Here is a 23,913-nt window from a genome sequence, read left to right as displayed (position 1 = left end):
AACATCGGTGTATAAGTATTTTATGCAGACACAAACAGGGCTAGATTAGAGGCCAGTAACCTAACCTCTACTTCTACATTTTCCAATCAGTTAATATTTATCAACAAAGCCGATCAATTAGTGTGTTTTTGGATTGTTGTGATTAGATTCTTCTTGATTTGAGCGCTTGAACAAAGATAGTACCCATACAAAGAATATAGGAACAAAAATCACACCTAAAAAGGTAGCCGTTAACATACCGCCAATAACACCTATACCAATTGCAACCTGACTCGATGCTCCAGCGCCTGTTGCAAGCGCTAAAGGTACTACTCCCAAAATAAAGGCCAGAGATGTCATCACAATAGGTCGAAAACGCTGACGTGCTGCTTCGCAAGATGCATCACGCAATGAATATCCCTTTTCATACAAATCCTTGGCAAACTCTACGATCAAAATAGCATTTTTTGCTGCTAAACCAATGATAGTGATAAGACCAACTTTAAAATAAACATCATTTGCGAGTTCTGCACCCCACGTAGCGAATACAGAACCTAAAGCACCGATAGGCACGATAAGCATTACAGAAACGGGAATTGCCCAGCTTTCATATAATGCAACAAGTACTAAGAACACTACAAAAATGGCGAGCGCAAATAGTTTTGGAGCTTGTGCACCAGCAGCTTTTTCCTGAAAAGATAATCCTGTCCACTCATAGCCTATTCCTTTGGGAAGCTCCCCAGCTATGCGTTCCATTTCAGCCATTGCTTGACCCGTTGTGTAACCAGGATTTGCGTCACCGGCAATACGAAAAGAAGGGTAACCATTATACCGTGTAATTTGTACAGGCCCCATTTTCCAGTTTATTGTGGCAAAACTAGACAAAGGAACTTGTTCACCATTCTTATTAGGAACATAAAGTTTGAGAAGATTCTCTGGGCGCGATAGTGCCATTGTATCCGCTTGAACAACAATTCGTTGTAATCGGCCTGCGTTGGGAAATTCGTTAATAACTGCGGAGCCGTAAGCAGTTGAAATAGCGCTGCTGATGGAGCTAAAATCCACGCCTTGAGCCTGTGCCTTACGACGATCTATATCAAGATCTAACTGTGGGGCATCACCCAAGTTTTCCATCATTGTATAGGCAATAATAGGAGAGGAATTCGCTTTTTCCAGTAGTTGATCCCTGGCTGCAATCAGAGCATCACGCCCTAGTCCTCCGCGATCTTGTAATCTCAAGGAGAACCCTCCAGAATTCCCCAATCCGTCAATCGGTGGAGGATCTAAAGCTATTGCAGTACCGTCACTGATACTGCTAAATTTTTCATTAAAAGCTTGTACTTCGAACCATGATGCCTGCTCAGGAGTACGCTCACTCCAGTGTTTAAGCCTCACAAAGGCTATAGCCGCATTCTGTGCACTACCCGAAAAACTGTATCCCAGTAAAAATACAACCTTATCAGTTGCTGGACGAGAAATAAGGTGGTTTTCCATCTCACGAACTATAACTTTGGCACGTTCTTCCGTTGCGCCTGGTGGAAGTTGTACGTTAACAATGTAGTATCCCATATCTTCATATGGCACAAAAGATTCAGGCATACGTACATAAACCGCGGCCAATAACCCCACAATAGCAGTGTAAAGGATCATGTAACGACCTGCGCGCTTAACTAAACGTTGATTGAGTATGTCAAAACGTTTGGTTAACCGTGAAAATAAGCGGTTGAACCAACCAAAGAAGCCTTTTTTCTCGGTACTATGCCCTTTAGGAATAGGTTTAAGCATTGTCGCGCATAGTGCTGGTGTAAAAGTTAACGCTAAAAAACCAGAGAACAAAATTGATACGGCTAATGAAAGTGAAAATTGACGGTAAATTACACCAACTGAACCACTCATAAAGGCTAACGGCAGGAATACAGCTGCAAGTACAAGAGTGATGCCAACAATAGCACCAGAAACTTGTTGCATAGCCTTAACTGTAGCATCGAGTGGACCCAGCCCGTCCTCAGCCATAATACGTTCAACGTTTTCCACCACTACAATCGCATCATCAACCAAAATACCAATAGCCAATACCATGCCGAACATAGTCATCATATTGACTGAAAAACCTAATGCATACATCACGGCTAATGTACCCGCTAAGCACACGGGTACAACGATAGTTGGGATTAGCGTATAGCGTAAATTCTGAAGGAAAAGCAGTATCACAAAAAATACTAGCACAACGGCTTCAGCCAGAGTGTGGATCACTTTTTCAATAGCAACATCAACGAAAAGAGAAGTATCATAAGGAACGGAAATAACCATATCATCAGGTAAATATGGTGTTAATTCAGCCAGCTTAGTTTTTACTCCCTCTGCTGTTTTTAGTGCATTCGCGCCTGGAGCCAGCATCACGGCAGCAGCCACGCCTTCCATACCATTCTCACGTGCAGAATAATTATAGTTAAGTTGCCCTATTTCTAATCTGGCAACATCAGCAAGCCTTACAATTGAACCGTCTTCTTTAGCACGAAGCACTATTTGCCCGAACTCTTCAGGCGTACTCATTGTTCCCCGTACAGCAATAGTCGCAGTCAACTCCTGTTCTGGTGAACTGGGCTGGCTACCAAAACTACCTGCCGGAACCTGCATATTTTGGGCGGCAATAGCAGAATTTACATCACTGATAGAGAGCCCATAACCCAGAAGTTTTTGAGGATCGACCCATACTCGCATAGCCGCTTCGGAACTAAAAAAGAGTACCTTACCTACCCCCGGCACACGGCGTATTTCATTGTTAATGTTACGCACTGCATAATCACTCAGTTTCACCTGACTGCTACCTTCAGCTGATTCTTTGTAATTGAGTGAATAGATCATCAGGAAATTAGCGCCTGCCTGCTCAATTTGCAGCCCCATTTTTATTACTGATTCAGGCAATCTGGCTTCCGCTTTTTTAATACGATTTTGTACTTCTACCTGAGCAAGAGCAGGATCTGTTCCGGGTTCAAAAGTCACGGTGATATCTGCCTGACCAGAAGATTCACTAGATGAATCGAAATAAATCATTCCCTTAGTACCATTGAGTTCATCCTCAATAACACTGGTTACTGATTCCATCAACGTAGTGGCAGATGCACCTGGATAATTAGCTGTTATCGTTATCTGCGGTGGTGCTACATTAGGATACTGAGCTACTGGCAAAACAGGGATTACTAATAACCCAAAAAGAGTAATAAAAATTGCCACAACCCACGCAAAATTAGGTCGATTTATAAAAAATTGGGGCATAACTTATTCCTCATTTTGTCCCGAAGGTATCGGTGGCTTTAGTTTCTTGTATTTGTACCTTCATTCCGGGCTGTACTGAGGCTATTCCCCCTACAATTACCTGTTCATTTTTTTCCAGTCCCTTAATGATATGCCATTGCTTACCCTTCATTGTTCCTGTTTCCACATTCCGCCTCTGAACAATGTGTTGTGAGTCTACGACTAAAACACTGGCTTTACCGTCTGCAGTACGCTGAACAGCACGTTGTGGGACCAAAATAGCGGATTTATCCATTCCTTGATTTATATTTACCCTGACATACATTCCAGGTTGAAGCATACCGTCAGGATTAGCAAACTGTCCTCTTAAAGCCATTTGACCTGTATCCCGGTCTACTGAAATATCAGAAAACAGTAAGCGCCCTTCACGTTTCAATCCATTGCCATCCAACGTTATCGAAAGCAATTCACCATTATTTTGATCTTGGGTTAATCTACCGTTAGCCAGCGCTGTGTGTAAGCGTTGGGACTCAACCACAGGTTGCTGAAAATCAACATATATTGGGTCAAGTTGCTGGATAAGTGCCATCGGTGTGGCACTGTCTTGTCCAACTAAAGCGCCTTCTGTTACCTGTGCTCGACCAATACGGCCAGAGATAGGTGCTTTAACCGTAGAGTAGTCCAAATTTAGGCGCGCGGTAGCAACATCGGCCAAGGCTGTCATTTTCGCGGCCTGTGCTATTTTTAAGCGAGCTTGGAATGATTCAAATTCCTGATGGCTTATGGCATTGATTTTTATCAGAGGTTGGCTACGTCTAACTAGGGCTTGAGCTTCGGTTAGTATTGCATCAGCATTAGCAAGTTGTGCCTGAGCTCGCGATAATGCAACCTTTAAAGGAGCCGGATCAATCTGAAACAAGACTTGCCCGGCTTTAACATCAGAACCTTCTTCAAAATGGCGGCTCAATACAATCCCAGCTACACGGGCCCGTACCTCAGCAACACGAACAGGATCAGCCCGGCCTGGTAATTCACTTGAAAACATCAAATTTGTCGGCGTAAGAGTAATAACATCTACCAGAGGTTCAACATTACTCGCTGTTGTTAATTCCCTTTGTTCATTACAACCAGCCAATAAGGCAAATGATACTAAAGCAACGACTGATAGATTTTTCGGCCAGTGATAATACATTCCCATCTTCTGTCTCCTAACACTTCTTATGAATAAGAAATGCAGCATGATACACACTCAAATCAAATGAATCAACATTGATTCATTTGAGTCTTGAATGATGCAAATAGTGCTGTTATGATTATGTTTCTTAGTCACCTACGGCGATCAGAAATTTATTTTTCAATTGCGCTTAATTACAGAAGATAATTACTCATGACAAAAACAATACAAATTGATGATAGAAAATTACTTAAATTATTAGCTATAGCATTAGTTGAAAATCAGAGAGCTAACCTTCAGGAGTTAGCAAAGGCTTGTGATATCAGTAAAGCCACACTGTACCGCTTTTGCCAAACTCGTGAATTACTGATTAACCAATTGGGGCAATATGCTATTGATACGCTTAGTGATGCCATTCACACTACCTTGCTCCAAGATTGCCCGCCAAAAGAAGCCCTCCGGAACCTAGCCGAAAAATGCCTGGAAAATCAGGAACTACTTCTATTTATTGTTCATTTTTGGAATACAACAAGCTCAATCGATTATTCAACAGAAACTAAATGGTTAGTCCCTATGGATAGATTTTTTCTTCGAGGACAGGAGATTGGAGTGTTTCGTATTGATATCACCGCAGCTGGGATGTCTGAACTTTGGATCAACATGCTTGCTGGGCTTTTTGAAGCAGAACGACGTGGGCGTGTCGCAAGAGTTGGATTAATCAACATGCTTGAAATTACTTTTTTGCAGGGGGTTCTACAGCAAGAGTAATAATATTTAAAATATGGGCTACCTTAATGGTGTACAGATAGGATAGATGTTGTAAAACTCCTGACATTTAGAAAAATAATCAGGGATTTTAAAAAATATCTACGTCCTATCTTGCTACTATTCCTAATTTTTATCTAAACGATGTTTTAACTACAGGGACTGACTTTCAACTAAGAGTTTTTAATTTCGTACTATCTTAAAAATTTATTTAATTATTATTTGATTATATAAATTCAAAGGATAGGTTATATCAAAAATTTATAGAATTGCATGATAAACATCAAATAATTTAAGGAGAAAGCATGCTGTTTCATGAAAATATTGTGAAGGATACTCTCTCTTGGATAGAAGAAAATTTAGAATCCCCATTATCAATAAAAATTATTGCTGAAAGATCCGGGTATACTAAATGGCATCTCCAAAAAATATTTAAAGAACAAACTGGTATTGCATTATGGGAATATGTTCGCTCCAGACGACTATCTTGTGTTGCTCTAGCTTTGCAATTTACTCGTGAAAACATTGTGGATATTGCTATAAGGTATGAATATGATTCACAGCAATCACTCTGTAGAGCTTTCAAAAAACAATTTAATATAACACCATCCATGTACAGAAAGCAGTCGATTTGTAGATTACAAAAAATCAGTTTACCTTCTGAAAATAAAGAGTGAAAAATAAATTATACCTTCATAACTGCTTATTTATTTTCCCAACAAACTAATACTCGGGAGTAACATTATTGTATTAAAATGATTTATATTTATGGAGAAAATAGATATAAATAAAATTTAATTCATTACAGTCTAAGCAACAAAGGGAAGATCCCCAGAAACATCATTCACTGGAATTCATTTTTCGACAGTGATGAGCAGCAATACCTCCGCTGATACTATTGATACCGATCAATGGAATCAATATTATGCTGATAGTCAACAACGTGAAAAGACCAAAAAGTACCATGGACAAAGGACAATTTGCCATGATATCGCTAAGATAGTTACCCAATGTGGATCCCACTCTTGCCAATACCAACATAATACTGAACATACCTTACAGCGAGGACAGTTAGTACGAATCCTGCCTGATTGGAACTTTAAACCAGCTATACTGGTGAACTTTGGATACTCTACCCACCAATACGATATCTACCACCAAACCTTAGTGTGTCCATCGCGTTTTTGATCAAACGCTTCTGCCAAGAAATTGCTGTGGATAGGATAAAAGTAAAGGATGAAGATAACCAATAACTCATTATATTTATTCAACACCCAATATATTTATATTTGCCGTTTATAATATGCCACTTTGAATTCTCCGATGGGTTTAAATACAATAAATTATCACTTTTTGATGGTTTAGCTTCCGCATTATCAAGGACTGTATTGAATGGAGCAAATCCCATATTAATATAGAACCGTTCAGTTCCTTTTATTGGAGAAATTTTTAATCTCCCATTTAATCCGAGCTCGTGGGACTTGTTTACCATGTATTCCATAAATAAATAGCCACAATTTCGCATACCGCAATGAAGCCCGAAATAATCTAATTCAAGTAAGGAAGGAACATGATCCATTTTAGGCGTACACATTGATATTCCTATCGGAACATTTTTGTAATAAATAACAAAAAATTTTGCCTCTTTTCCAAAATCATCAAAATAAGTAAAATTGATATCTATAGTCCTAAAAATGCCATAAGCATTATGATATCTATCATTCCATCTCTTTTGTTCATCATCCAATAGCTCGGCCTTCATATCACAAGGCCATTCTGAATCCTTCATAGTCTTTGTCAAAATCAGATCTGCGGCATTGCGAGCTTCCGCCGCACTCACCTCCTTACTTCTTATGAACATTCTGATATCAAATGAAGCTAACCCCATATCAGGAACGGATTTAGAACGTGATAAAGAACCCGATAATGAAGGATGATTAATATTAAAAGAATTTGATCTAAACATCATAAAAACTCCAAGTAAAAATTAATTACATTAATAAGCAAGAAAAGTAACTTAATATAAAAATTAGAGTTAATTAGTTAAATGTAAGTATCAATGATTAATGTTATTAAACAAAAACTAACCTTTCGGAAAGATTCGTGTTATTAATATCAATCTGCTAACCTAGAAACCGATATATTTATAACAACTATTATTAAACTGCCACTTATCACTCCTCTTAGCGGGATCAAGAAAGCAATAGGCTCCATTACCTCCTGATGTATCAAATCCCATCTTGGCATAAGCGGATTTAGCTTCAGGTAGTGAAACTAATTTCAGCTTACCACTCCTTCCTAATTGTAAAGTTTTATTTATGGAAAATTCTATTAATAAGTACCCTGAACTTCGAAGACCACAGTGAGTGGCTAAAAAAGCAATTTCGGACCAACCTTGCTCATATTTAAGTTTAAGTTGTAATGCACCTACAGGAACTCCCTGAAAATAAGCAAGAATGAACAAGCACTCGTTTTCTGCTCCTTGTGCTGATTCAGTACAAATTTTAGCACAATTACCTATGTGTGAAAAAATTTTACATGAAGAATTATATCTATCATTCCAATTTAGTTGAGGTTCATCAAACGTCTCAGAATAGATTGGATACTCCCAATCTTTTTGAAGCATAGTTTCGTTCATTATTATATTAATAGCTCTCTTTGCCTCATTTGCATTAACTTCCTTTATGACTAAAGACATTCTGGCATCAGGTACGTTTATTTTTATATTAGGCATAGAGGTAGTTCTGGACAAATGATTAAAGCCTAAGGAACGGTTATTATTAATAGAATTTGATCTAAACATCATTCAGCTCCCAATTAAAATAAATTAATAACCAAGGAAATAAACTAATGGCAATTAAATTTAATCATTTAAATATAAATCATAATGTTCAGTGCTGCTTCTCTAAAATTATTCGCTTGAAAAAGCACGTGTAATTAATATCAGAATGTTAACTTAACATACCCTATATTGATAGCAACCATTAATAAATTGCCATTTATCACCCCTCTTGGCAGGATCAAGATAGTAATAGGTTCCATTTCCTCCTGATGTCTCAAAACCCATCTTGGTATAAGCGGGTATAGAACCAAACACTGGCTCCAGCTTTAGCCTACTATTCATGCCTAATTGTAATAGTTTATTTAATGCAAATTCTATTAACAAAAACCCAAATCCACGGGCAGCACAATGCGTTACCAAAGAAATAATTTCAGAACCTTCCATCCCAGTGTTAAGTTCAAGCAGTGAAGCCCCCATCGGAATGCCCTGAAAATAAAGAATAAAAAATAAGAAATCATTTTTTTGATTCTCTTTAAGAGCATAATAGCGCTTAGTATATTCCATTATATATTCAAAATTTTCATATGAAGAATAGAGCCGAACATTACAATTTGGTTGTGACATATCACAACTTGAGATTTCCCACTCTTTTTTAACCATAGTTTCGTTCATTATCTTAGCAATAGCTCTCTCTGCCTCTTTTACATCAACCTCCTTTACGACCGAAGACATCCTGATATCAGATGCGTTTATCTTTATATTGTCCATAGAACGGACTCTGGATAAATGTTCAAAATATAAAGAACGATTAATATTAAAAGAATTTGATCTAAACATTACATATCACTTCCAATTAAAAATTATCCACATTAATAAGCCAGAAGAATAACTTAACATAAAAATGAGATTTAATTATTTAATTTCATTAACTCAGTGAATGGTTATTTAACATCCTATATATTTATAATGACCATCAATAAAATTCCATTTATCATTCCTCTTAGCCGGCCTAAGAATTAATTCATATTGATCTATGTGACGAAATCCCATATTAATATATGCCCTTGCATTTTCATTTGTCGATGCAATAGTGCGTACCTTACCACTCATTCCTAATTGTAGTAATTTATTTATCGCGGCTTCTATTAATAAAACACCACACCCCCTAATGCCGCTATGAGTTGCCATATGTTCAATTGAACTTGCTCCCTTAGATCCACCATCAGCATAAAGCAATAAAGCGCCTACAGGAACCCCTCGAAAATAGGCAATAAAGTACAGTATGTCTTTTTCTAATTTTTGCCGTGGTCTAATATCACGACTTATCTCTTCTAATATATTTACCAAAGCCCTACGTGATTCATCATACCGATCATTCCATTTTTGTTGAAAAGAATCAGGTGGTTCAGAGGTTTCTTCATACAACCAATCTTTGTTAAGCATATTTTCGTAAAGGATCGTAGAAACATTTTTCTGCGCTTTATTTTTATCAACTTCCTTCACGACTAAAGACATTCTTGCATCATGCATTGTTATCTTTATATTTGGCATAGAACAGGCTCTGGACAAACTGCCAAAGCCTATAGGCCTATGCATGTCAAATGACTTTGATCTAAACATTATTCATCTCCAGTTTTAATCATGTCATTAGAAGAACTGACATCCATAAAACATAAATAAACCTTAATTCATTAATTTCAATATTAATAAAAAGAAATAAACCCCAGTATATAATTATAAAAATATATACCGGGGCGAATAAATGCAGTCAACAAAGAGATCGTAGAAAAGCCGCGAAAATATTATCAATAAATTAAGTTACATCAGAGGTTGTTACCTATCATGCATCTTCTGGACAGGCTTCATTCATTGGCATTTGTTTTTCGGCTGTGATTATCAGCAATATCAGGCCGAATAATGCAATAATCCCACCAACATAGCTAACCGCTGGATAGCCAAATCCCAGTGAAAGCACACTGCCTCCTATTCCGGCTCCAATGGCATTTCCCAAATTAAACGCCCCTATATTAACAGATGATGCCAATGCCTGAGCTTCAGAAGCAACCTGCATCACTTTTAACTGCAATGGGGGAACGATGCCGAAGCTGGCTGCGCCCCATATCACTAACATAATGCCTCCGCTGATACTGTTAACGCCGATCAACGGAATCAATATCATGCTGACAGTCAACAATGTGAAAAGGCCAAAAAGTGTCATGAGAATAGAACGATTCGCCATGATACCGCCCAGATAATTACCGAATGTAAATCCGATTCCGACCAATAGCAGCATAATACTGATTTGTGCTGCTGAGATGTGTGCCACAGTTATCATAAACGGAGCGATATAAGTATAAAGGGTGAACATCGCACTGGAGCCAATGATAGTACTCAATAATGCAACCAACACCTTGGGCCTTGATAAGACCAGCAGCTCCTTTTTCAGATTCAATGGCTGCCCTTGCATATTATTGGGAAGAGTCAGCAACAATGACGCCATAGTAAGCATACCCAATATGCTAATCAGCAAAAACGCTTCACGCCAGCCTATCACCTGCGATAACCAAGTAATCAACGGTACACCGCAAATATTGGCAATAGTCAGCCCCATAAACATGCTGGCAATCGCACTGGCTTCTTTACCTTTTTCGACCACCCGCGTAGCAACCAATGCGCCGATACCGAAAAATGCACCATGATTCAAGCTGGTAATAAAACGCGCAATTATTAAGAAGGTGAAATCTGTTGCCAATCCTGAAAGGATATTTCCTATTGTGTAAATGCTCATCAGGAAAATCAGCGCTGTTTTGGGTGAACGTTTAATCAGTAATAACGTCATGAATGGTGCCCCCAGCATCACGCCCAACGCATATACCATCACCAATGTACCAGCGGTAGGAATAGATACAGACAGGCCGGAAGCGATATCCGGCAACATTCCCATTGGGGAAAACTCCGTGGCACCAATAGCAAAAGAACCAATTGCCAATGATAATAGCGCGGTATTTGAGCGCATAAAAAATCTCCATCTATTAAGTAATTTTATTCATCTATTGAATTTGGCGGATTCTGTCATATTCTTTTTGTCAGAAATGGCTAATAATCAGCAAAAAATATTTGATAAAAATGCAAAAATGAAAATCACTCTTGAAGAAATGCAGGTTTTTATTGCGGTAGTCGATAGTGGTTCAATCACCGAAGCGGCGAAGTGGCTTAACTCTACGATTTCTGCAACCAGCCGCACCCTCTCGCGACTGGAGGAGAAAGTGGAGATTACTTTACTTTATCGTACAACCCGCCGGATGAAACTCAGCGAAGAAGGTGCGTTTTTTTTGCAAAAAGCGCGAGAAATTACCAAGCTCACACAAGAAACTGAAGGCTTACTGTTTACCCGCCAGACTGTTCCTTCCGGCACATTGCGGGTAGATGCCTCTACGCCATTTCTCCTGCATGTCATTAATCCGCTTATTGCACAATTTCATGAAATTTACCCGCAAATTTCCCTGGAGTTGACCAATCATGAAGGCATAACCAACTTACTTGAAAAACAAACTGATGTTGCATTCCGCATCGGGCCTCTGGCTGATTCGTCCTTACACGCCACTCTTTTGGGTTATAGCCAGTTACGCATATTGGCAAGTCCGACTTATCTGCAACGCTTTGGTGAGCCGAAGACCGTAGAGGAGTTGCAGCAGCACTGTTTACTGGGTTTCACATCTCCAGAATCATTGAATGTATGGCCGCTGTATCAGGGAGAGAAAAAAGGCCTCAAAATCACACCGACAATTGCAACTTGCAGTGGTGAAATCCAGTGCAGCCTTGTACGTCAAGGCGTGGGCATTGCTTGTCTGTCAGATTTTATGACGCATGACATGCGGGAAAGCGGTGAATTCCGGCAAATCCTTGCAGGAGCAACGTATAATCATAAGCAACCTATCAATGCTGTTTATTACCGTCATCAAGCGCTTTCTCCTCGGTTGCATTGCTTCATTGACTTTATCAAACAGCATAGTCCGCGAATTATTCGCCCACAATTATGATGTTACATATTAATTTGACGGCCAAAGACTAATACAAGGTCGAAAAAATGTGGAAATACCTCTTTTCTGGATAGTTGTTTTTCTAGGTCGCTATGTTCTAGATAACCCTAACCAGCAAAGAGGCAATTTGAAAGACAACGGATATCAATAACCCCCAACGCATTCATTGCCGTTGAATATCTTGAAAAGAGAAAAATAAATTTATGATGACAATCCGCTCACTACGTCATATTTCACTGATAATTTACCTTTTTTTTCTTGTATGGACAGAACTCTCAACCCGTTAATTTTCCCTAATGATGACACATGTGTTCCACCACAGGGATAAGGTCTGAATTCACCAAATCCGATTTCCCTATATCCATCGTTACGCATAATAATTTGGCAAGATAAATCGTCAGAAATAAATTGATCACATTTTTTTTGCAGCGCTTCAATTGAGAAGCCTTGGGCATCAGATCCGGCTTTAAAGGTAACTTTGCATTCTTCAGGCCAATGATGGGCCTTAATGGGTTGCCAACCAAAACATTCGACAATGTGGGCGATAAGGTGCCCAGCAGAGTGTAATTGTGAATGTAACCGACGACGTTTCTCATCAACACGGGCAAAAGCAATGCCTGTATTTACTGGATGTGCTGTGTAATGGATTATTCTGTCATTTTCCAGTGTGACATGAATCACTTCCACATCATTCAACCAGCCAATATCACTGGGTTGCCCGCCTCCTTGAGGATGAAATGGCGTTGTTTTCAATTGAACTGCATAACGTCCGTCATCACATAAAATACAATCTATAATTTCAACTTCCGCTGTTAATACTGAGTGGGATAAATAAAGGCGTTCAGACATAATTAATATTCTCAGGTATTCACAAATTCCCCCTGATTGTATTAAATAAACCCAATTGTGATAATCCATCGAAAACTCAAATAACTTTTGATTTATGGGCACAAATAACACGATAAATTTAATGCGGGAAATGGCTATTTTCGCGAAGGTCGTTGAGACAGGCAGTTTTTCTGAAACCGCACGCCAGCTTGCTGCGACGCCTTCCGCCATTAGCCGTTCTGTTGCCAGGCTGGAAAAAGCACTCGGCACTCGCCTCTTGCAAAGAACAACTCGTAAATTACGGTTAAGCGAAGGCGGGAAGAAAGTTTATGTGCATTGCTTGGAGATGCTGAGTGCCGCTCAAGAAGTCATGGCGATATCAGGGAATTTCAGCCCTGAACCGCAAGGATTAGTCCGAGTCAGCGTCCCTAAAGCAATAGGGCGTTTTGTGGTTCATCCTCATATACCTGATTTCCTTGAGCACTATCCCAAGGTCGATGTAAATTTACGACTTGATGATCGGTATGTCGATTTAATCGACGATCATGTTGATCTCGCTATACGAATTACCAATCAGCCTCCTTCTGGCCTTATGGGGCGCCGCCTGCTGAATATTTGGCATATGCTGTGTGCAACGCCTGAGTACCTTGCAAAACATGGCACGCCACAACATCCAAACGATCTGAAAGCGCATAGCTGTATCTACCTTGGAGAAGAGCCGGGCGATTCACGCTGGAAATTTGCCCAAGGCAACAAAATTGCCACCGTCAATATTCATGGCCGCTATGCTGCCAATCATACTGGGGTCAGGCTCGATGCCGTGCTACAACATATCGGCATTGGCAGTTTACCTTACTTCACCGCCAAACATGCCTTACAACAAGGGCAGTTAGTGCAAGTGCTGCCTGATTGGAGCTTTAAGGCCAACTATTCCGGTGAACTTTGGATACTTTATCCACCAACACGGCATCTGCCTCCGAAACTTCGTGTATTCATAGAATTTCTGGCCGAACGTCTCCACCAAGAAGTTATTCTGGATAAAAGCGCAGATAAGCACTATACCGTTCAGCCTTACGAGTTGCCTGAAGTGGGAAAAGCCACAAAATGAAATCTGCCAGTTAGCATTTTTTATAACTGCCGGCCTGATCCCTGTTTTTCTAATTGCCGGACTATAACTCTGGCGCAGCCATCTCCTGACAGTTAAGCTGTAAAACAATTTCCTTTGTTACCTCAACTGAAAATGATTTACAGAGAGAATCATATGGCCGATACAGATATCCGCATTGCTATCGTAGGCGCGAGTGGGCGCATGGGACGTAATCTTATTCAGGCTGTCCAGCAACTGGATGGCGTGACACTTGGTGCGGCCTTGGTACGAGCCGGTTCCTCATTAGTGGGAACAGATGCCGGGGAATTAGCCGGCAGCGGCAAAAATGGTGTGATCATCCATGATGATCTGCATCATGTTATTGACCACTTTGATGTATTGGTCGATTTTACCCTTCCAGAAGGCACGTTATCCTACCTCGCCATTTGCCGGCAATACCGCAAAGCCGTGGTCATTGGTACAACCGGTTTTGATGATGCCGGAAAACAAGCCATTGAAGATGCTTCCCGTGAAATACCCATTGTATTTGCAGCGAATTTTAGTGTCGGCGTTAACCTTGTACTCAAGTTACTGGAAAAAGCCGCAACAATCATGGGAGAACACACCGATATCGAAATTATCGAAGCCCACCATCGGCATAAAGTTGATGCCCCATCAGGCACCGCTTTGGCAATGGGTGAATCCATCGCCAATGCATTGGGACGGGATCTTAAAACCTGCGCCGTTTATGCCCGCGAAGGCCATACCGGTGCACGCGATCCCAAAAGCATTGGTTTCGCCACCATACGGGCTGGTGATATCGTTGGGGAGCATACGGCCATTTTTGCAGATATCGGTGAACGTGTAGAGATAAGCCACAAGGCTTCAAGCCGTATGACCTTTGCAAATGGCGCAATTAAGGCGGCAATTTGGTTAAAAGATAAAAAACAGGGTCTTTACAACATGAAAGATGTTTTAAATCTAGAAAATATTTAATAATCAAATATACAACTACTTGTAATTACGTAATTATTTATAGTTAATTACGTAATTACACAATCATGTTTATCTAATCATCAAAATATTACATTAAAGGCTATTTATGCATATATAAGATGTCTTTTTGACATCTTTTATTCAAAATCGAGAAAAAAGCCGCATTTTTTTCCCGTTTTTAAGTTTTCTCATACATTAATCGATAACCATGCCCACTTTCCTTATTTTTTTCAGCCGCATTTACTCAAAGTGTGATTGAAAGTTGTAAAAAAGCTAATAAAAATACCATTTTTTGTAGACAATCTACTTTCCCATCATTAGAATGCGCGCAATTTGCCAAAATTTTGTCAAATATTCATGATTTGTATTGATTTTTCCCACCAATCATGAATTAATATGCATCATATTTGACTGATTATTCATTCTGGAGGGCGTTTTGATTAAGTCAGCTATATTGGTTCTGGAAGATGGAACCCAATTTCACGGTCGCGCCATTGGTGCAGAAGGTGTGGCTGTTGGAGAAGTGGTCTTCAATACCTCAATGACCGGATATCAAGAAATACTTACCGACCCTTCCTATTCCCGCCAAATTGTTACTCTTACTTATCCCCATATTGGTAATGTCGGCATCAATGCCGCTGATGAAGAATCCCCCGCCATTCAAGCCCAAGGCTTAGTCATTCGTGATTTACCCTTAGTGACCAGCAACTTCCGCAGTGAAGAAAATCTGTCTGATTACCTGAAACGCCATAATATTGTTGCCATCGCTGATATCGATACACGCAAACTAACTCGCCTGTTGAGAGAAAAAGGGGCGCAGAATGGCTGCATCATCGCGGGTAATGAGGCAGATGCCCAAGTTGCACTGGAAAAAGCCAAGACATTCCCCGGCTTGAAAGGTATGGATCTCGCAAAAGAAGTAACAACGGCCCAAACTTATCAGTGGATGCAGGGAAGCTGGACATTAAAGGATGGATTGCCCGCAGCCCGCCAAGAGCAAGAATTGCCTTACCACATTGTTGCCTATGACTTTGGCGTTAAGCGCAACATCCTGCGTATGCTGGTAGACCGCGGTTGCCGCGTGACTGTTGTGCCAGCAAAAACGTCTGCTGATGAAGTACTGAAAATGGCGCCGGACGGCATTTTCCTGTCCAACGGCCCTGGTGATCCAGAGCCATGTGACTATGCTATTGAAGCAATTAAAACCTTCCTGAATACTGAAATTCCTGTATTTGGCATCTGCCTGGGACACCAATTGCTGGCGCTGGCCAGTGGCGCAAAAACCGTGAAAATGAAATTTGGCCATCACGGCGGCAACCACCCAGTGAAAGATTTGGATCGCAATGTTGTCATGATCACCGCGCAGAACCACGGTTTCGCAGTGGAAGAAAGTTCTCTGCCTGCCAACCTGCGCGTAACGCATAAATCACTCTTTGATGGCACATTGCAAGGCATTCATCGTACTGACAAACCTGCATTCAGTTTTCAGGGACACCCTGAAGCCAGCCCAGGCCCACATGAAGCAGCGTCTCTGTTCGATCACTTCATCGAGTTAATTGAACAGTACCGTCCGACAAAAGACCAGAACAGCAAATAATCAGGAGAAAATAAAAAATGGCAAAACGTACTGATATTAAAAGTATCCTGATCTTAGGCGCTGGCCCAATTGTTATCGGTCAGGCATGTGAATTTGACTACTCCGGCGCACAGGCATGTAAAGCCCTGCGTGAAGAAGGCTATCGTGTCATTTTGGTGAACTCAAACCCAGCAACCATTATGACCGACCCTGAAATGGCAGATGCGACTTATATCGAGCCAATCCACTGGGAAGTCGTGCGCAAAATCATTGAAAAAGAGCGCCCGGATGCCGTCTTGCCAACGATGGGTGGTCAGACAGCCCTTAACTGCGCACTGGAATTGGAACGTCAGGGCGTACTGGAAGAATTTGGCGTCACCATGATTGGCGCAACTGCCGATGCAATTGATAAAGCAGAAGATCGCCAGCGCTTTGACAAGGCGATGAAAAAAATCGGCTTGGATACTGCACGCTCCGGCATTGCACATACTATGGAAGAAGCGCTGGCTGTTGCTGAAGACGTTGGCTTCCCTTGTATTATCCGCCCTTCTTTCACTATGGGTGGAACTGGCGGTGGTATCGCCTACAACCGTGAAGAATTTGAAGAGATTTGCGAACGCGGTTTAGATCTCTCCCCAACCAATGAGCTGTTGATTGATGAATCATTGATTGGCTGGAAAGAGTATGAAATGGAAGTGGTGCGGGATAAAAACGATAACTGCATTATCGTTTGCTCGATTGAAAACTTCGACCCGATGGGCATCCACACCGGTGACTCCATCACCGTAGCGCCTGCACAGACACTGACAGACAAAGAATACCAAATCATGCGTAACGCCTCGATGGCGGTATTGCGTGAAATCGGCGTAGAAACTGGGGGGTCAAACGTACAGTTTGCGGTGAACCCGAAAAATGGCCGCCTGATCATTATCGAAATGAACCCGCGTGTATCCCGTTCATCAGCGCTGGCTTCCAAGGCAACCGGCTTCCCAATTGCGAAAATCGCGGCAAAATTGGCCGTTGGCTACACCCTTGATGAACTGATGAATGACATCACGGGCGGGCGGACTCCTGCTTCTTTCGAGCCTTCCATCGATTACGTCGTGACGAAAATTCCTCGCTTCAATTTCGAAAAATTCGCTGGCAGCAATGATCGCCTGACAACTCAGATGAAATCTGTTGGTGAAGTCATGGCGATTGGCCGCACTTTCCAGGAATCTTTGCAGAAAGCCTTGCGTGGTCTGGAAGTTGGCGCAACAGGGTTTGATCCTAAAATCAGTTTGGATGATCCACAATCCCTGACCAAAATCCGCAGTGAATTGAAAAGTGCGGGTGCTGAACGTATTTGGTATGTCGCTGACGCTTTCCGCGCAGGCATGTCCGTTGATGGCATCTTCAATCTGACCAACATTGACCGCTGGTTCTTGGTACAAATTGAAGAGTTGATCCGCCTGGAAGAGCAAGTGGCGGAACAAGGTATCAATAGCCTGAATTTTGATCTCTTGCGTCACCTGAAACGCAAAGGTTTTGCCGATGCCCATCTGGCAAAACTGGTGGGAGTCTCAGATAAAGAACTTCGCAAACTGCGCCACGATTACAACCTGTATCCGGTTTATAAGCGTGTCGATACCTGTGCGGCAGAGTTTTCCACCGATACTGCTTACATGTACTCCACATACGAAGATGAATGCGAAGCGAACCCGAACAACGACAAGCCGAAAATCATGGTATTGGGCGGTGGCCCGAACCGCATTGGGCAAGGCATTGAATTCGACTACTGCTGTGTTCATGCATCACTGGCCCTGCGTGAAGATGGTTATGAAACCATCATGGTCAACTGTAACCCAGAAACGGTTTCGACAGATTACGATACTTCTGATCGCCTTTACTTTGAACCTGTCACACTGGAAGACGTACTGGAAATCGTTCGTGTTGAACAGCCAAAAGGCGTTATTGTTCAGTATGGCGGTCAAACTCCGCTGAAACTGGCACGTGAATTGGAAGCCGCAGGCGTACCAATTATCGGTACCAGCCCTGATGCCATTGACCGTGCAGAAGATCGTGAACGCTTCCAGCAAGCGGTCAATCGCCTTGGCCTGAAACAACCGGCTAATGCGACCGTAACCACTATCGAACAAGCGATTGAAAAAGGTAATGCATTGGGTTATCCGCTGGTCGTTCGTCCTTCTTATGTATTGGGTGGACGCGCAATGGAAATCGTTTACGACGAATCCGACCTGCGTCGTTATTTCCAGACGGCAGTGAGTGTTTCCAACGATGCACCTGTTCTGCTGGATCGCTTCCTTGATGATGCGGTTGAAGTTGATGTCGATGCTATCTGTGACGGTGAACGCGTCTTGATCGGCGGCATCATGGAGCATATCGAACAAGCCGGTGTTCACTCCGGTGACTCCGCTTGCTCTTTGCCGGCTTATACTTTAAGCAAGGAAATTCAGGATGTTATGCGCCAGCAAGTAGAAAAACTGGCCTTTGAACTGCGTGTCCGTGGTTTGATGAACGTCCAATTTGCCGTGAAAGACAACGAAGTCTATCTGATTGAAGTGAACCCTCGCGCAGCACGTACCGTACCTTTTGTTTCCAAGGCAACCGGTTTGCCACTGGCGAAAGTCGCTGCACGTGTGATGGCTGGCCAATCACTGCTCAAGCAAGGTGCGACTGAAGAAATCATTCCACCTTACTACTCTGTAAAAGAAGTGGTGCTGCCATTCAATAAATTCCCGGGTGTTGACCCAATCCTGGGGCCTGAAATGCGCTCAACAGGCGAAGTCATGGGTGTTGGCCGCACTTTTGCCGAAGCCTTCTCAAAAGCGATGTTGGGCAGTAACTCCACCATGCGCAAACAAGGCAGGGCATTGCTGTCTGTACGCGAAGGGGATAAAGAACGCGTTGTCGATTTGGCGGCTAAGTTGCTCAATCATGGCTTTGAGTTGGATGCGACTCACGGTACAGCCGTTGTGTTGGGCGAAGCAGGCATTAACCCACGTCTGGTGAATAAAGTTCATGAAGGACGTCCGCATATTCAGGACAGAATCAAAAATGGTGAATATGACTACATTGTCAATACCACCGCTGGCCGTCAGGCGATTGAAGATTCTAAATTGCTGCGTCGCAGCGCACTGCAATATAAAGTGCACTATGACACTACCCTGAATGGCGGTTTTGCAACAACAATGGCACTCAGTGCAAATCCGACAGAGCAGGTGATTTCTGTCCAAGAAATGCATGCCAAGATCGTCAAATAAATCCAAACAATTGTACGTCCTAATCCATTTGGTTTAGGCGTACTTTTGTCTTCGAAGCGTTTTTATCTTGGAAGTAAGCCCCCAGCCGCATAAATAATTATGTGGCTGGTGATTAAATATAATGCCCTTATAAGCCACGTTGCTTTTTTAATTATCTCAATGCGCAAAGCTGCCAATCCGAATAATTAACGCCCCACTAAATACCCACATTTGCCAATCACGAATTTCTGTCATCCCATCAATCGAATTATGGTTAATAATTGTATTAAGGCTGATTTTTCTTTTGAAAAATTCCCCTAGTCAGCAGGAACACGCATTTATTTTTTATTTCATATGAGCGTCATCGTATTCAAAGAGGCGGGATATCAGTAGCGGCACTTAGAGTACACTTTAATTATTGCAGTCTTTAAATAATCAGCAACAATCATAGTAGGTATCTTTGATAACCATATTTTGATAACCATAGGGAGTCGAATACTGTGTCAAACATCATCATGAAACGTAAATACCTAACCCACTCAGAAATTGAAATCTTGCTTAAGGAACTGGAAAAACACCCTCATGCCGAACGAAATACCTGCATGATATTTATGGGCTTTATTCATGGATTTCGGGTCTCTGAGTTACTTGGTTTAAAACTGTCTGATGTCGATTTGGAGGAAAAAAAACTACGTGTGGAACGCCTGAAAAATGGCTTTTCTACAGTTCATCCCATGGTAACACGTGAAATTCAGCTAATACGGCAATGGCTTTCCCTGCGCCAACGCTACAAAAACAGCGATCAAAGTGACTGGCTGTTCCTGTCACGAACCGGTGCGCGAATGTCACGCCAGCAGTTTTATAAAATCATTCGACAAACGAGTATAAAGGCTAATTTAGCGGTTTGCGCGAATCCGCACATGTTACGACATTCTTGCGGTTACGCTCTAGCGGACAATGGTGTCGATACCCGTTTAATTCAGGACTATTTAGGCCACCGAAATATTCGCCATACTGTCCGCTACACCGCGAGTAATGCGGGTCGCTTCGAAACCATATGGCAGGAAAATGGAAAACGAAAATTGTCTACAATTAGTACCAAACTGTTAACCGAGGATGATAAAACTTAATTTTGATATATTAACAGGTTATTATTCCAACATAATTTAACTGTGTGTTTTATAAATCTTTCGAAATCGAGCAATTTGAATTTATAAAAAATATTTTAAAAATTATGAAAATGACAGTGAGGAGAGCGCAAGAAATGATATTCAGATTGGGTAGAATTTTTTTACAAACTAATCAATGCATTGTATTGATTTTTTCGGGCTGAATGAAGATGGGGGAAGGTAAAAAAAGGGGAAAAAACAGTGGTTAACAGTTTGGTACTAATTGTTAACCATTTGGACGTTTTTTGGCGCCTCTTTTCCGATGAAAAATTCAACAAAAAAGCCATTCCTAAACAGGAATGGCTTGAAACACTAACACGTTATTTTTCGCTTTTTAGAAACCCAATATTGTTTCCGCTACACAGGCATATTGATTATTCATGTGAACCTTTGGGGGAGTGAAACAGTCCTCCAAAAACCAATCGGCGGGTGTATCTAAGGCGATAGCTATAGAAACTAAATGTTCTAAGCTAATTCTATTGGTTCCTCGTTCATAACGTGACAATTGCTGATGGCTCACTCCAATTTTTTCTGCCAGCCCTGCGGCAGTCATTCCAATTTCTTTTCTTTTTATTTGGATTCTTTTTCCTACCAGCATACTGACGTGCATGATGTTTTTACTCTCAATTTATAGATAAGTTAAATAAACTATTGCAGTGCCTTCATATTTACCGGCTTTCGGTGGTGTCAATGTGTTCAGTATTGACGTCAGAGTGAAAGTGGAAGGAATATATTTTCCTTTAGCGATAACATTCACTCCATCTGCTGCGTTTTTTCCGTCAATTTGTAATGTCGAATAAATTTGCTTATTAGTATCGAGATAAACTTTGGACTCATTATTAATTGATTTAACCTGCAACATTATTTTGTTGCTAGAAAGCGCGCAACTAAACTCGCCATTAATAGAACGGGTTGCGTTGTTAACTTCCGAGGCTTTTAATTCACCATAAGCAATTTCAGTAGGAACTTTAAGCTCACAATTCTGGTTTATTGGCGGTAATTTATTACAGGTTGAATTAGGAAATTTTTGTGCCGCACCATATCCTGATGATATCTGTCTAGTGTAAAACAAGCCGACACACTGTGCATCCGCAGTAATGATAGGAAATGTTACACGCTTAGGGATCCCAAGCTGGCTTTTATAAGCTCGCATGACTTCTGCGGTTGTCCGGTATTTATGTGCATCAGTCAGACACACCTTTGAATCAATACAGGAACCATACATACCCGGCTGTCTGCCATTGTTATATTGGACATCCGGGCCAACATAGCACTGCGGCTGATTATAACAAGGGTTCTCAATTCCTTCGTCTTCTGTCCATTCAACAATTTCCATTGTAGTAATGGTTTGTTTGCCCGATATCGTCGTATTGACCGGCATGACATAAGCCCCGCCATAGGCATATGAAGCAGTTAAGAAAAATAATGGTGCCGATAACTTCATTAATGACATTTTAATATGGCGCATAATTTATTTCCCTAAATAGCCTCAAACTCGGATTTAATATCACGGAAATCACACAAGAAACCGGTACCGCTATTCATAACTGAGCTCAAAAGTTGCCATTGCATTGAACTCTCCTACACCAATTTTATTTCGCATAAGCGCGTTGGGATCAGCTTTGATATATGCCTGAAACGGAATAACATGATCATTATTCGTACTGGCCAGCGCAAATTGGGCTATTTTATTAACAGGAAGTGGTGTGCCATCCAGTTTTTCCATACCAATAGCCGCGCCAGAAGCACTACTGCCATAATTGAATGCCAATAATCCCGGCTGCTCTTTGCTTTCCTGCCCGGAAAACTTAATTTTCACTTTCTGGGCTACTTTAGAATCACATTCCTCCAAATGCAGGCGGAATTGTTGGCCTTGTGTACGGTGATGCAAATAAAGATCCCGGCTGTTAATGTTACCAAAATCCACTTCCATCGCTTTATCTTCTGGTTTAATCACGCAGGAAGAGGCAAGAACCGTCATCGTGATTCTAACATTTTGGCGCAGGTTATCTTGTGCATAAGCGCTTTGTTGACCGCTCACTCCCAAAAGGAACAAGGCCGACAGAATTAATGATTTCAGCGTATACTCAGAGAGCTTTATACTTAACGAATTCATTATTATTTATCCTAAAATTCATTATGAGCGGGTGAAACCTGTTTTATGATCACCAAAGCTAATCAGCTCTCTTCATCCATAGCCTTTGCCACTGCACAACTATCGCCACTACAATTAAAAACTAGCCGCGGGTGTCCGCCATAGTCATTGACATAGGTCAAGACGGGATTATTGCCGAATGCGCTGGCCGTTCCACCCAATATTTCACTACTGTTAGGCGCCAGCATTAATGGTTTAAAATCTTTGACTGGCTTACCCTTAACTTCACTTTGAACTTCTGCAATCGTGACGTAATACGGCGTTGGATTATTCACTGAATATTGATTTCCCTGACGGGTTAACGTCAGTTTTTCCTGCCACGGGTTTTCAAGATCGATACGACGCGCAATAACCGCATCCGGGCGGTAGAACATCTTAATTTTCGTTTGTATCGCGAGTTGCAGAACATTTGGCTTTTCACTGCGTGGTGGAATTTCACGCACAATGAAATAGAACAGGCTTTCTTTGTCCTGCGGTAATTGTGCTACAGCGGGTAGTACCTGAATCTTAATCTGGCTCTTCATTCCAGCTTCAACACGCTGAACAGGCGGAACAACAACAAATGGGCTGTTGATTTTATTTCCCTTTTCATCTTCAAGCCATGCCTGCGCTAAATAAGGTAAATCAGGATGTTGATTTTCAATATTCAAGCTGACAGATTTTTCATTGCCGTTAAAAATAGCCCGGGTACGATCTAATGCTATCGCTGCCATTGCCTGATTCATTGACATTAAACTTGTTACCGTTACGGCGGCTATCATTAGAATTTTTTTCAGTTTCATAGTGTTATTAGCTCATACTTAAAAAACGTATACATGTATTACTGCTGTCAATTAAGTTCGACATTGCCGCATTGAAAATTAAA

General features: G+C 41.4%; 20 protein-coding genes. 8 read left to right on the top strand and 12 right to left on the bottom strand.

Annotated features, from left to right (window positions below; translation table 11 throughout):
• Nucleotides 1–117 precede the first annotated feature (117 nt).
• Together BM100_RS17025 and BM100_RS17020 are read right to left on the bottom strand one after the other, a co-directional pair.
• Nucleotides 118–3,255 (bottom strand): efflux RND transporter permease subunit, encoded by a 3,138-nt coding sequence (locus tag BM100_RS17025; RefSeq protein ID WP_092513111.1) that lies wholly within the window; start codon nucleotides 3,253–3,255, stop codon nucleotides 118–120.
• A gap of 10 nt (nucleotides 3,256–3,265) precedes the next feature.
• Nucleotides 3,266–4,432, bottom strand: a complete 1,167-nt coding sequence (locus tag BM100_RS17020; RefSeq protein ID WP_092513109.1) for an efflux RND transporter periplasmic adaptor subunit — start codon at nucleotides 4,430–4,432, stop codon at nucleotides 3,266–3,268.
• A gap of 189 nt (nucleotides 4,433–4,621) precedes the next feature.
• Here BM100_RS17020 and BM100_RS17015 point away from each other — a divergent pair, with 189 nt between their 5' ends.
• Nucleotides 4,622–5,176: a TetR/AcrR family transcriptional regulator gene (locus BM100_RS17015; protein ID WP_092513107.1), complete on the top strand. Its 555-nt coding sequence runs from the start codon at nucleotides 4,622–4,624 to the stop codon at nucleotides 5,174–5,176.
• 302 nt (nucleotides 5,177–5,478) lie between these two features.
• On the top strand, nucleotides 5,479–5,850 hold the full coding sequence (locus tag BM100_RS17010) for a helix-turn-helix domain-containing protein (RefSeq protein WP_244590711.1): 372 nt from the start codon (nucleotides 5,479–5,481) through the stop codon (nucleotides 5,848–5,850).
• Nucleotides 5,851–6,440: 590 nt separating this feature from the next.
• Here the strand turns inward: BM100_RS17010 and BM100_RS17000 are convergent.
• The 5 genes from BM100_RS17000 to BM100_RS16980 form a co-directional block, all read right to left on the bottom strand.
• Nucleotides 6,441–7,142, bottom strand: a complete 702-nt coding sequence (locus BM100_RS17000) for a hypothetical protein (protein ID WP_092513103.1) — start codon at nucleotides 7,140–7,142, stop codon at nucleotides 6,441–6,443.
• 159 nt (nucleotides 7,143–7,301) lie between these two features.
• Nucleotides 7,302–7,979, bottom strand: a complete 678-nt coding sequence (locus BM100_RS16995; protein ID WP_139216983.1) for a hypothetical protein — start codon at nucleotides 7,977–7,979, stop codon at nucleotides 7,302–7,304.
• 150 nt (nucleotides 7,980–8,129) lie between these two features.
• Nucleotides 8,130–8,792: a GNAT family protein gene (locus BM100_RS16990; RefSeq protein WP_139216982.1), complete on the bottom strand. Its 663-nt coding sequence runs from the start codon at nucleotides 8,790–8,792 to the stop codon at nucleotides 8,130–8,132.
• A gap of 108 nt (nucleotides 8,793–8,900) precedes the next feature.
• Nucleotides 8,901–9,575 (bottom strand): GNAT family N-acetyltransferase, encoded by a 675-nt coding sequence (locus BM100_RS16985; RefSeq protein WP_092513097.1) that lies wholly within the window; start codon nucleotides 9,573–9,575, stop codon nucleotides 8,901–8,903.
• 220 nt (nucleotides 9,576–9,795) lie between these two features.
• Nucleotides 9,796–10,971, bottom strand: a complete 1,176-nt coding sequence (locus BM100_RS16980; protein ID WP_092513095.1) for an MFS transporter — start codon at nucleotides 10,969–10,971, stop codon at nucleotides 9,796–9,798.
• Between the two features lie 118 nt (nucleotides 10,972–11,089).
• On the opposite strand from BM100_RS16980, the gene BM100_RS16975 reads away from it, so the two are divergent.
• Nucleotides 11,090–11,995, top strand: coding sequence for a LysR family transcriptional regulator (locus tag BM100_RS16975; protein WP_092513137.1), 906 nt, complete (start codon nucleotides 11,090–11,092; stop codon nucleotides 11,993–11,995).
• Nucleotides 11,996–12,196: 201 nt separating this feature from the next.
• Here the strand turns inward: BM100_RS16975 and BM100_RS16970 are convergent, their stop codons facing one another.
• The gene (locus BM100_RS16970; protein ID WP_092513093.1) at nucleotides 12,197–12,844 is read right to left on the bottom strand and encodes an alanyl-tRNA editing protein; all 648 of its coding nucleotides are present in this window, start codon (nucleotides 12,842–12,844) and stop codon (nucleotides 12,197–12,199) included.
• A gap of 94 nt (nucleotides 12,845–12,938) precedes the next feature.
• Here BM100_RS16970 and BM100_RS16965 point away from each other — a divergent pair, with 94 nt between their 5' ends.
• The 5 genes from BM100_RS16965 (at nucleotide 12,939) to BM100_RS16945 (ending at nucleotide 20,854) form a co-directional block, all read left to right on the top strand.
• Nucleotides 12,939–13,931, top strand: coding sequence for a LysR family transcriptional regulator (locus BM100_RS16965; RefSeq protein ID WP_092513091.1), 993 nt, complete (start codon nucleotides 12,939–12,941; stop codon nucleotides 13,929–13,931).
• Nucleotides 13,932–14,084: 153 nt separating this feature from the next.
• A complete protein-coding gene (gene dapB, locus BM100_RS16960; protein WP_092513089.1) occupies nucleotides 14,085–14,906 on the top strand; it encodes a 4-hydroxy-tetrahydrodipicolinate reductase in 822 nt (273 codons plus the stop codon).
• 436 nt (nucleotides 14,907–15,342) lie between these two features.
• Nucleotides 15,343–16,503 (top strand): glutamine-hydrolyzing carbamoyl-phosphate synthase small subunit, encoded by a 1,161-nt coding sequence (gene carA / locus BM100_RS16955; RefSeq protein WP_092513087.1) that lies wholly within the window; start codon nucleotides 15,343–15,345, stop codon nucleotides 16,501–16,503.
• 17 nt (nucleotides 16,504–16,520) lie between these two features.
• The gene (gene carB / locus BM100_RS16950; protein ID WP_092513085.1) at nucleotides 16,521–19,745 is read left to right on the top strand and encodes a carbamoyl-phosphate synthase large subunit; all 3,225 of its coding nucleotides are present in this window, start codon (nucleotides 16,521–16,523) and stop codon (nucleotides 19,743–19,745) included.
• Between the two features lie 494 nt (nucleotides 19,746–20,239).
• Complete coding sequence (locus BM100_RS16945) at nucleotides 20,240–20,854, top strand: tyrosine-type DNA invertase (protein WP_092513083.1); 615 nt, start codon at nucleotides 20,240–20,242, stop codon at nucleotides 20,852–20,854.
• 373 nt (nucleotides 20,855–21,227) lie between these two features.
• Here the strand turns inward: BM100_RS16945 and BM100_RS16940 are convergent, their stop codons facing one another.
• From BM100_RS16940 to BM100_RS16925, 4 genes are all read right to left on the bottom strand, one after another.
• The gene (locus BM100_RS16940; RefSeq protein WP_092513081.1) at nucleotides 21,228–21,503 is read right to left on the bottom strand and encodes a helix-turn-helix domain-containing protein; all 276 of its coding nucleotides are present in this window, start codon (nucleotides 21,501–21,503) and stop codon (nucleotides 21,228–21,230) included.
• An 18-nt stretch (nucleotides 21,504–21,521) separates the two neighbouring features.
• Nucleotides 21,522–22,361: an MrpH family fimbial adhesin gene (locus BM100_RS16935; protein WP_092513079.1), complete on the bottom strand. Its 840-nt coding sequence runs from the start codon at nucleotides 22,359–22,361 to the stop codon at nucleotides 21,522–21,524.
• Nucleotides 22,362–22,430: 69 nt separating this feature from the next.
• Nucleotides 22,431–23,009 (bottom strand): fimbrial protein, encoded by a 579-nt coding sequence (locus BM100_RS16930; protein ID WP_092513077.1) that lies wholly within the window; start codon nucleotides 23,007–23,009, stop codon nucleotides 22,431–22,433.
• Between the two features lie 62 nt (nucleotides 23,010–23,071).
• On the bottom strand, nucleotides 23,072–23,830 hold the full coding sequence (locus tag BM100_RS16925) for a fimbria/pilus periplasmic chaperone (protein ID WP_092513075.1): 759 nt from the start codon (nucleotides 23,828–23,830) through the stop codon (nucleotides 23,072–23,074).
• Nucleotides 23,831–23,913: the final 83 nt, after the last annotated feature.

It is taken from the genome of Xenorhabdus mauleonii (genome assembly GCF_900113945.1).
Classification (GTDB): domain Bacteria; phylum Pseudomonadota; class Gammaproteobacteria; order Enterobacterales; family Enterobacteriaceae; genus Xenorhabdus; species Xenorhabdus mauleonii.
Note: the sequence above shows the minus strand (reverse complement) of the source record. Positions and strands in the feature narration are given on the sequence as shown.

Excerpts from the sequence above, each read along its gene's own strand:
- BM100_RS17025 (WP_092513111.1), bottom strand. The coding sequence starts at position 3,255 with ATGCCCCAATTTTTTATAAATCGACCTAATTTTGCGTGGGTTGTGGCA.
- BM100_RS17020 (WP_092513109.1), bottom strand. The coding sequence starts at position 4,432 with ATGGGAATGTATTATCACTGGCCGAAAAATCTATCAGTCGTTGCTTTA.
- BM100_RS17015 (WP_092513107.1), top strand. The coding sequence starts at position 4,622 with ATGACAAAAACAATACAAATTGATGATAGAAAATTACTTAAATTATTA.
- BM100_RS17010 (WP_244590711.1), top strand. The coding sequence starts at position 5,479 with ATGCTGTTTCATGAAAATATTGTGAAGGATACTCTCTCTTGGATAGAA.
- BM100_RS17000 (WP_092513103.1), bottom strand. The coding sequence starts at position 7,142 with ATGATGTTTAGATCAAATTCTTTTAATATTAATCATCCTTCATTATCG.
- BM100_RS16995 (WP_139216983.1), bottom strand. The coding sequence starts at position 7,979 with ATGATGTTTAGATCAAATTCTATTAATAATAACCGTTCCTTAGGCTTT.
- BM100_RS16990 (WP_139216982.1), bottom strand. The coding sequence starts at position 8,792 with ATGTTTAGATCAAATTCTTTTAATATTAATCGTTCTTTATATTTTGAA.
- BM100_RS16985 (WP_092513097.1), bottom strand. The coding sequence starts at position 9,575 with ATGTTTAGATCAAAGTCATTTGACATGCATAGGCCTATAGGCTTTGGC.
- BM100_RS16980 (WP_092513095.1), bottom strand. The coding sequence starts at position 10,971 with ATGCGCTCAAATACCGCGCTATTATCATTGGCAATTGGTTCTTTTGCT.
- BM100_RS16975 (WP_092513137.1), top strand. The coding sequence starts at position 11,090 with ATGAAAATCACTCTTGAAGAAATGCAGGTTTTTATTGCGGTAGTCGAT.
- BM100_RS16970 (WP_092513093.1), bottom strand. The coding sequence starts at position 12,844 with ATGTCTGAACGCCTTTATTTATCCCACTCAGTATTAACAGCGGAAGTT.
- BM100_RS16965 (WP_092513091.1), top strand. The coding sequence starts at position 12,939 with ATGGGCACAAATAACACGATAAATTTAATGCGGGAAATGGCTATTTTC.
- dapB (WP_092513089.1), top strand. The coding sequence starts at position 14,085 with ATGGCCGATACAGATATCCGCATTGCTATCGTAGGCGCGAGTGGGCGC.
- carB (WP_092513085.1), top strand. The coding sequence starts at position 16,521 with ATGGCAAAACGTACTGATATTAAAAGTATCCTGATCTTAGGCGCTGGC.
- BM100_RS16945 (WP_092513083.1), top strand. The coding sequence starts at position 20,240 with ATGAAACGTAAATACCTAACCCACTCAGAAATTGAAATCTTGCTTAAG.
- BM100_RS16940 (WP_092513081.1), bottom strand. The coding sequence starts at position 21,503 with ATGCACGTCAGTATGCTGGTAGGAAAAAGAATCCAAATAAAAAGAAAA.
- BM100_RS16935 (WP_092513079.1), bottom strand. The coding sequence starts at position 22,361 with ATGCGCCATATTAAAATGTCATTAATGAAGTTATCGGCACCATTATTT.
- BM100_RS16930 (WP_092513077.1), bottom strand. The coding sequence starts at position 23,009 with ATGAATTCGTTAAGTATAAAGCTCTCTGAGTATACGCTGAAATCATTA.
- BM100_RS16925 (WP_092513075.1), bottom strand. The coding sequence starts at position 23,830 with ATGAAACTGAAAAAAATTCTAATGATAGCCGCCGTAACGGTAACAAGT.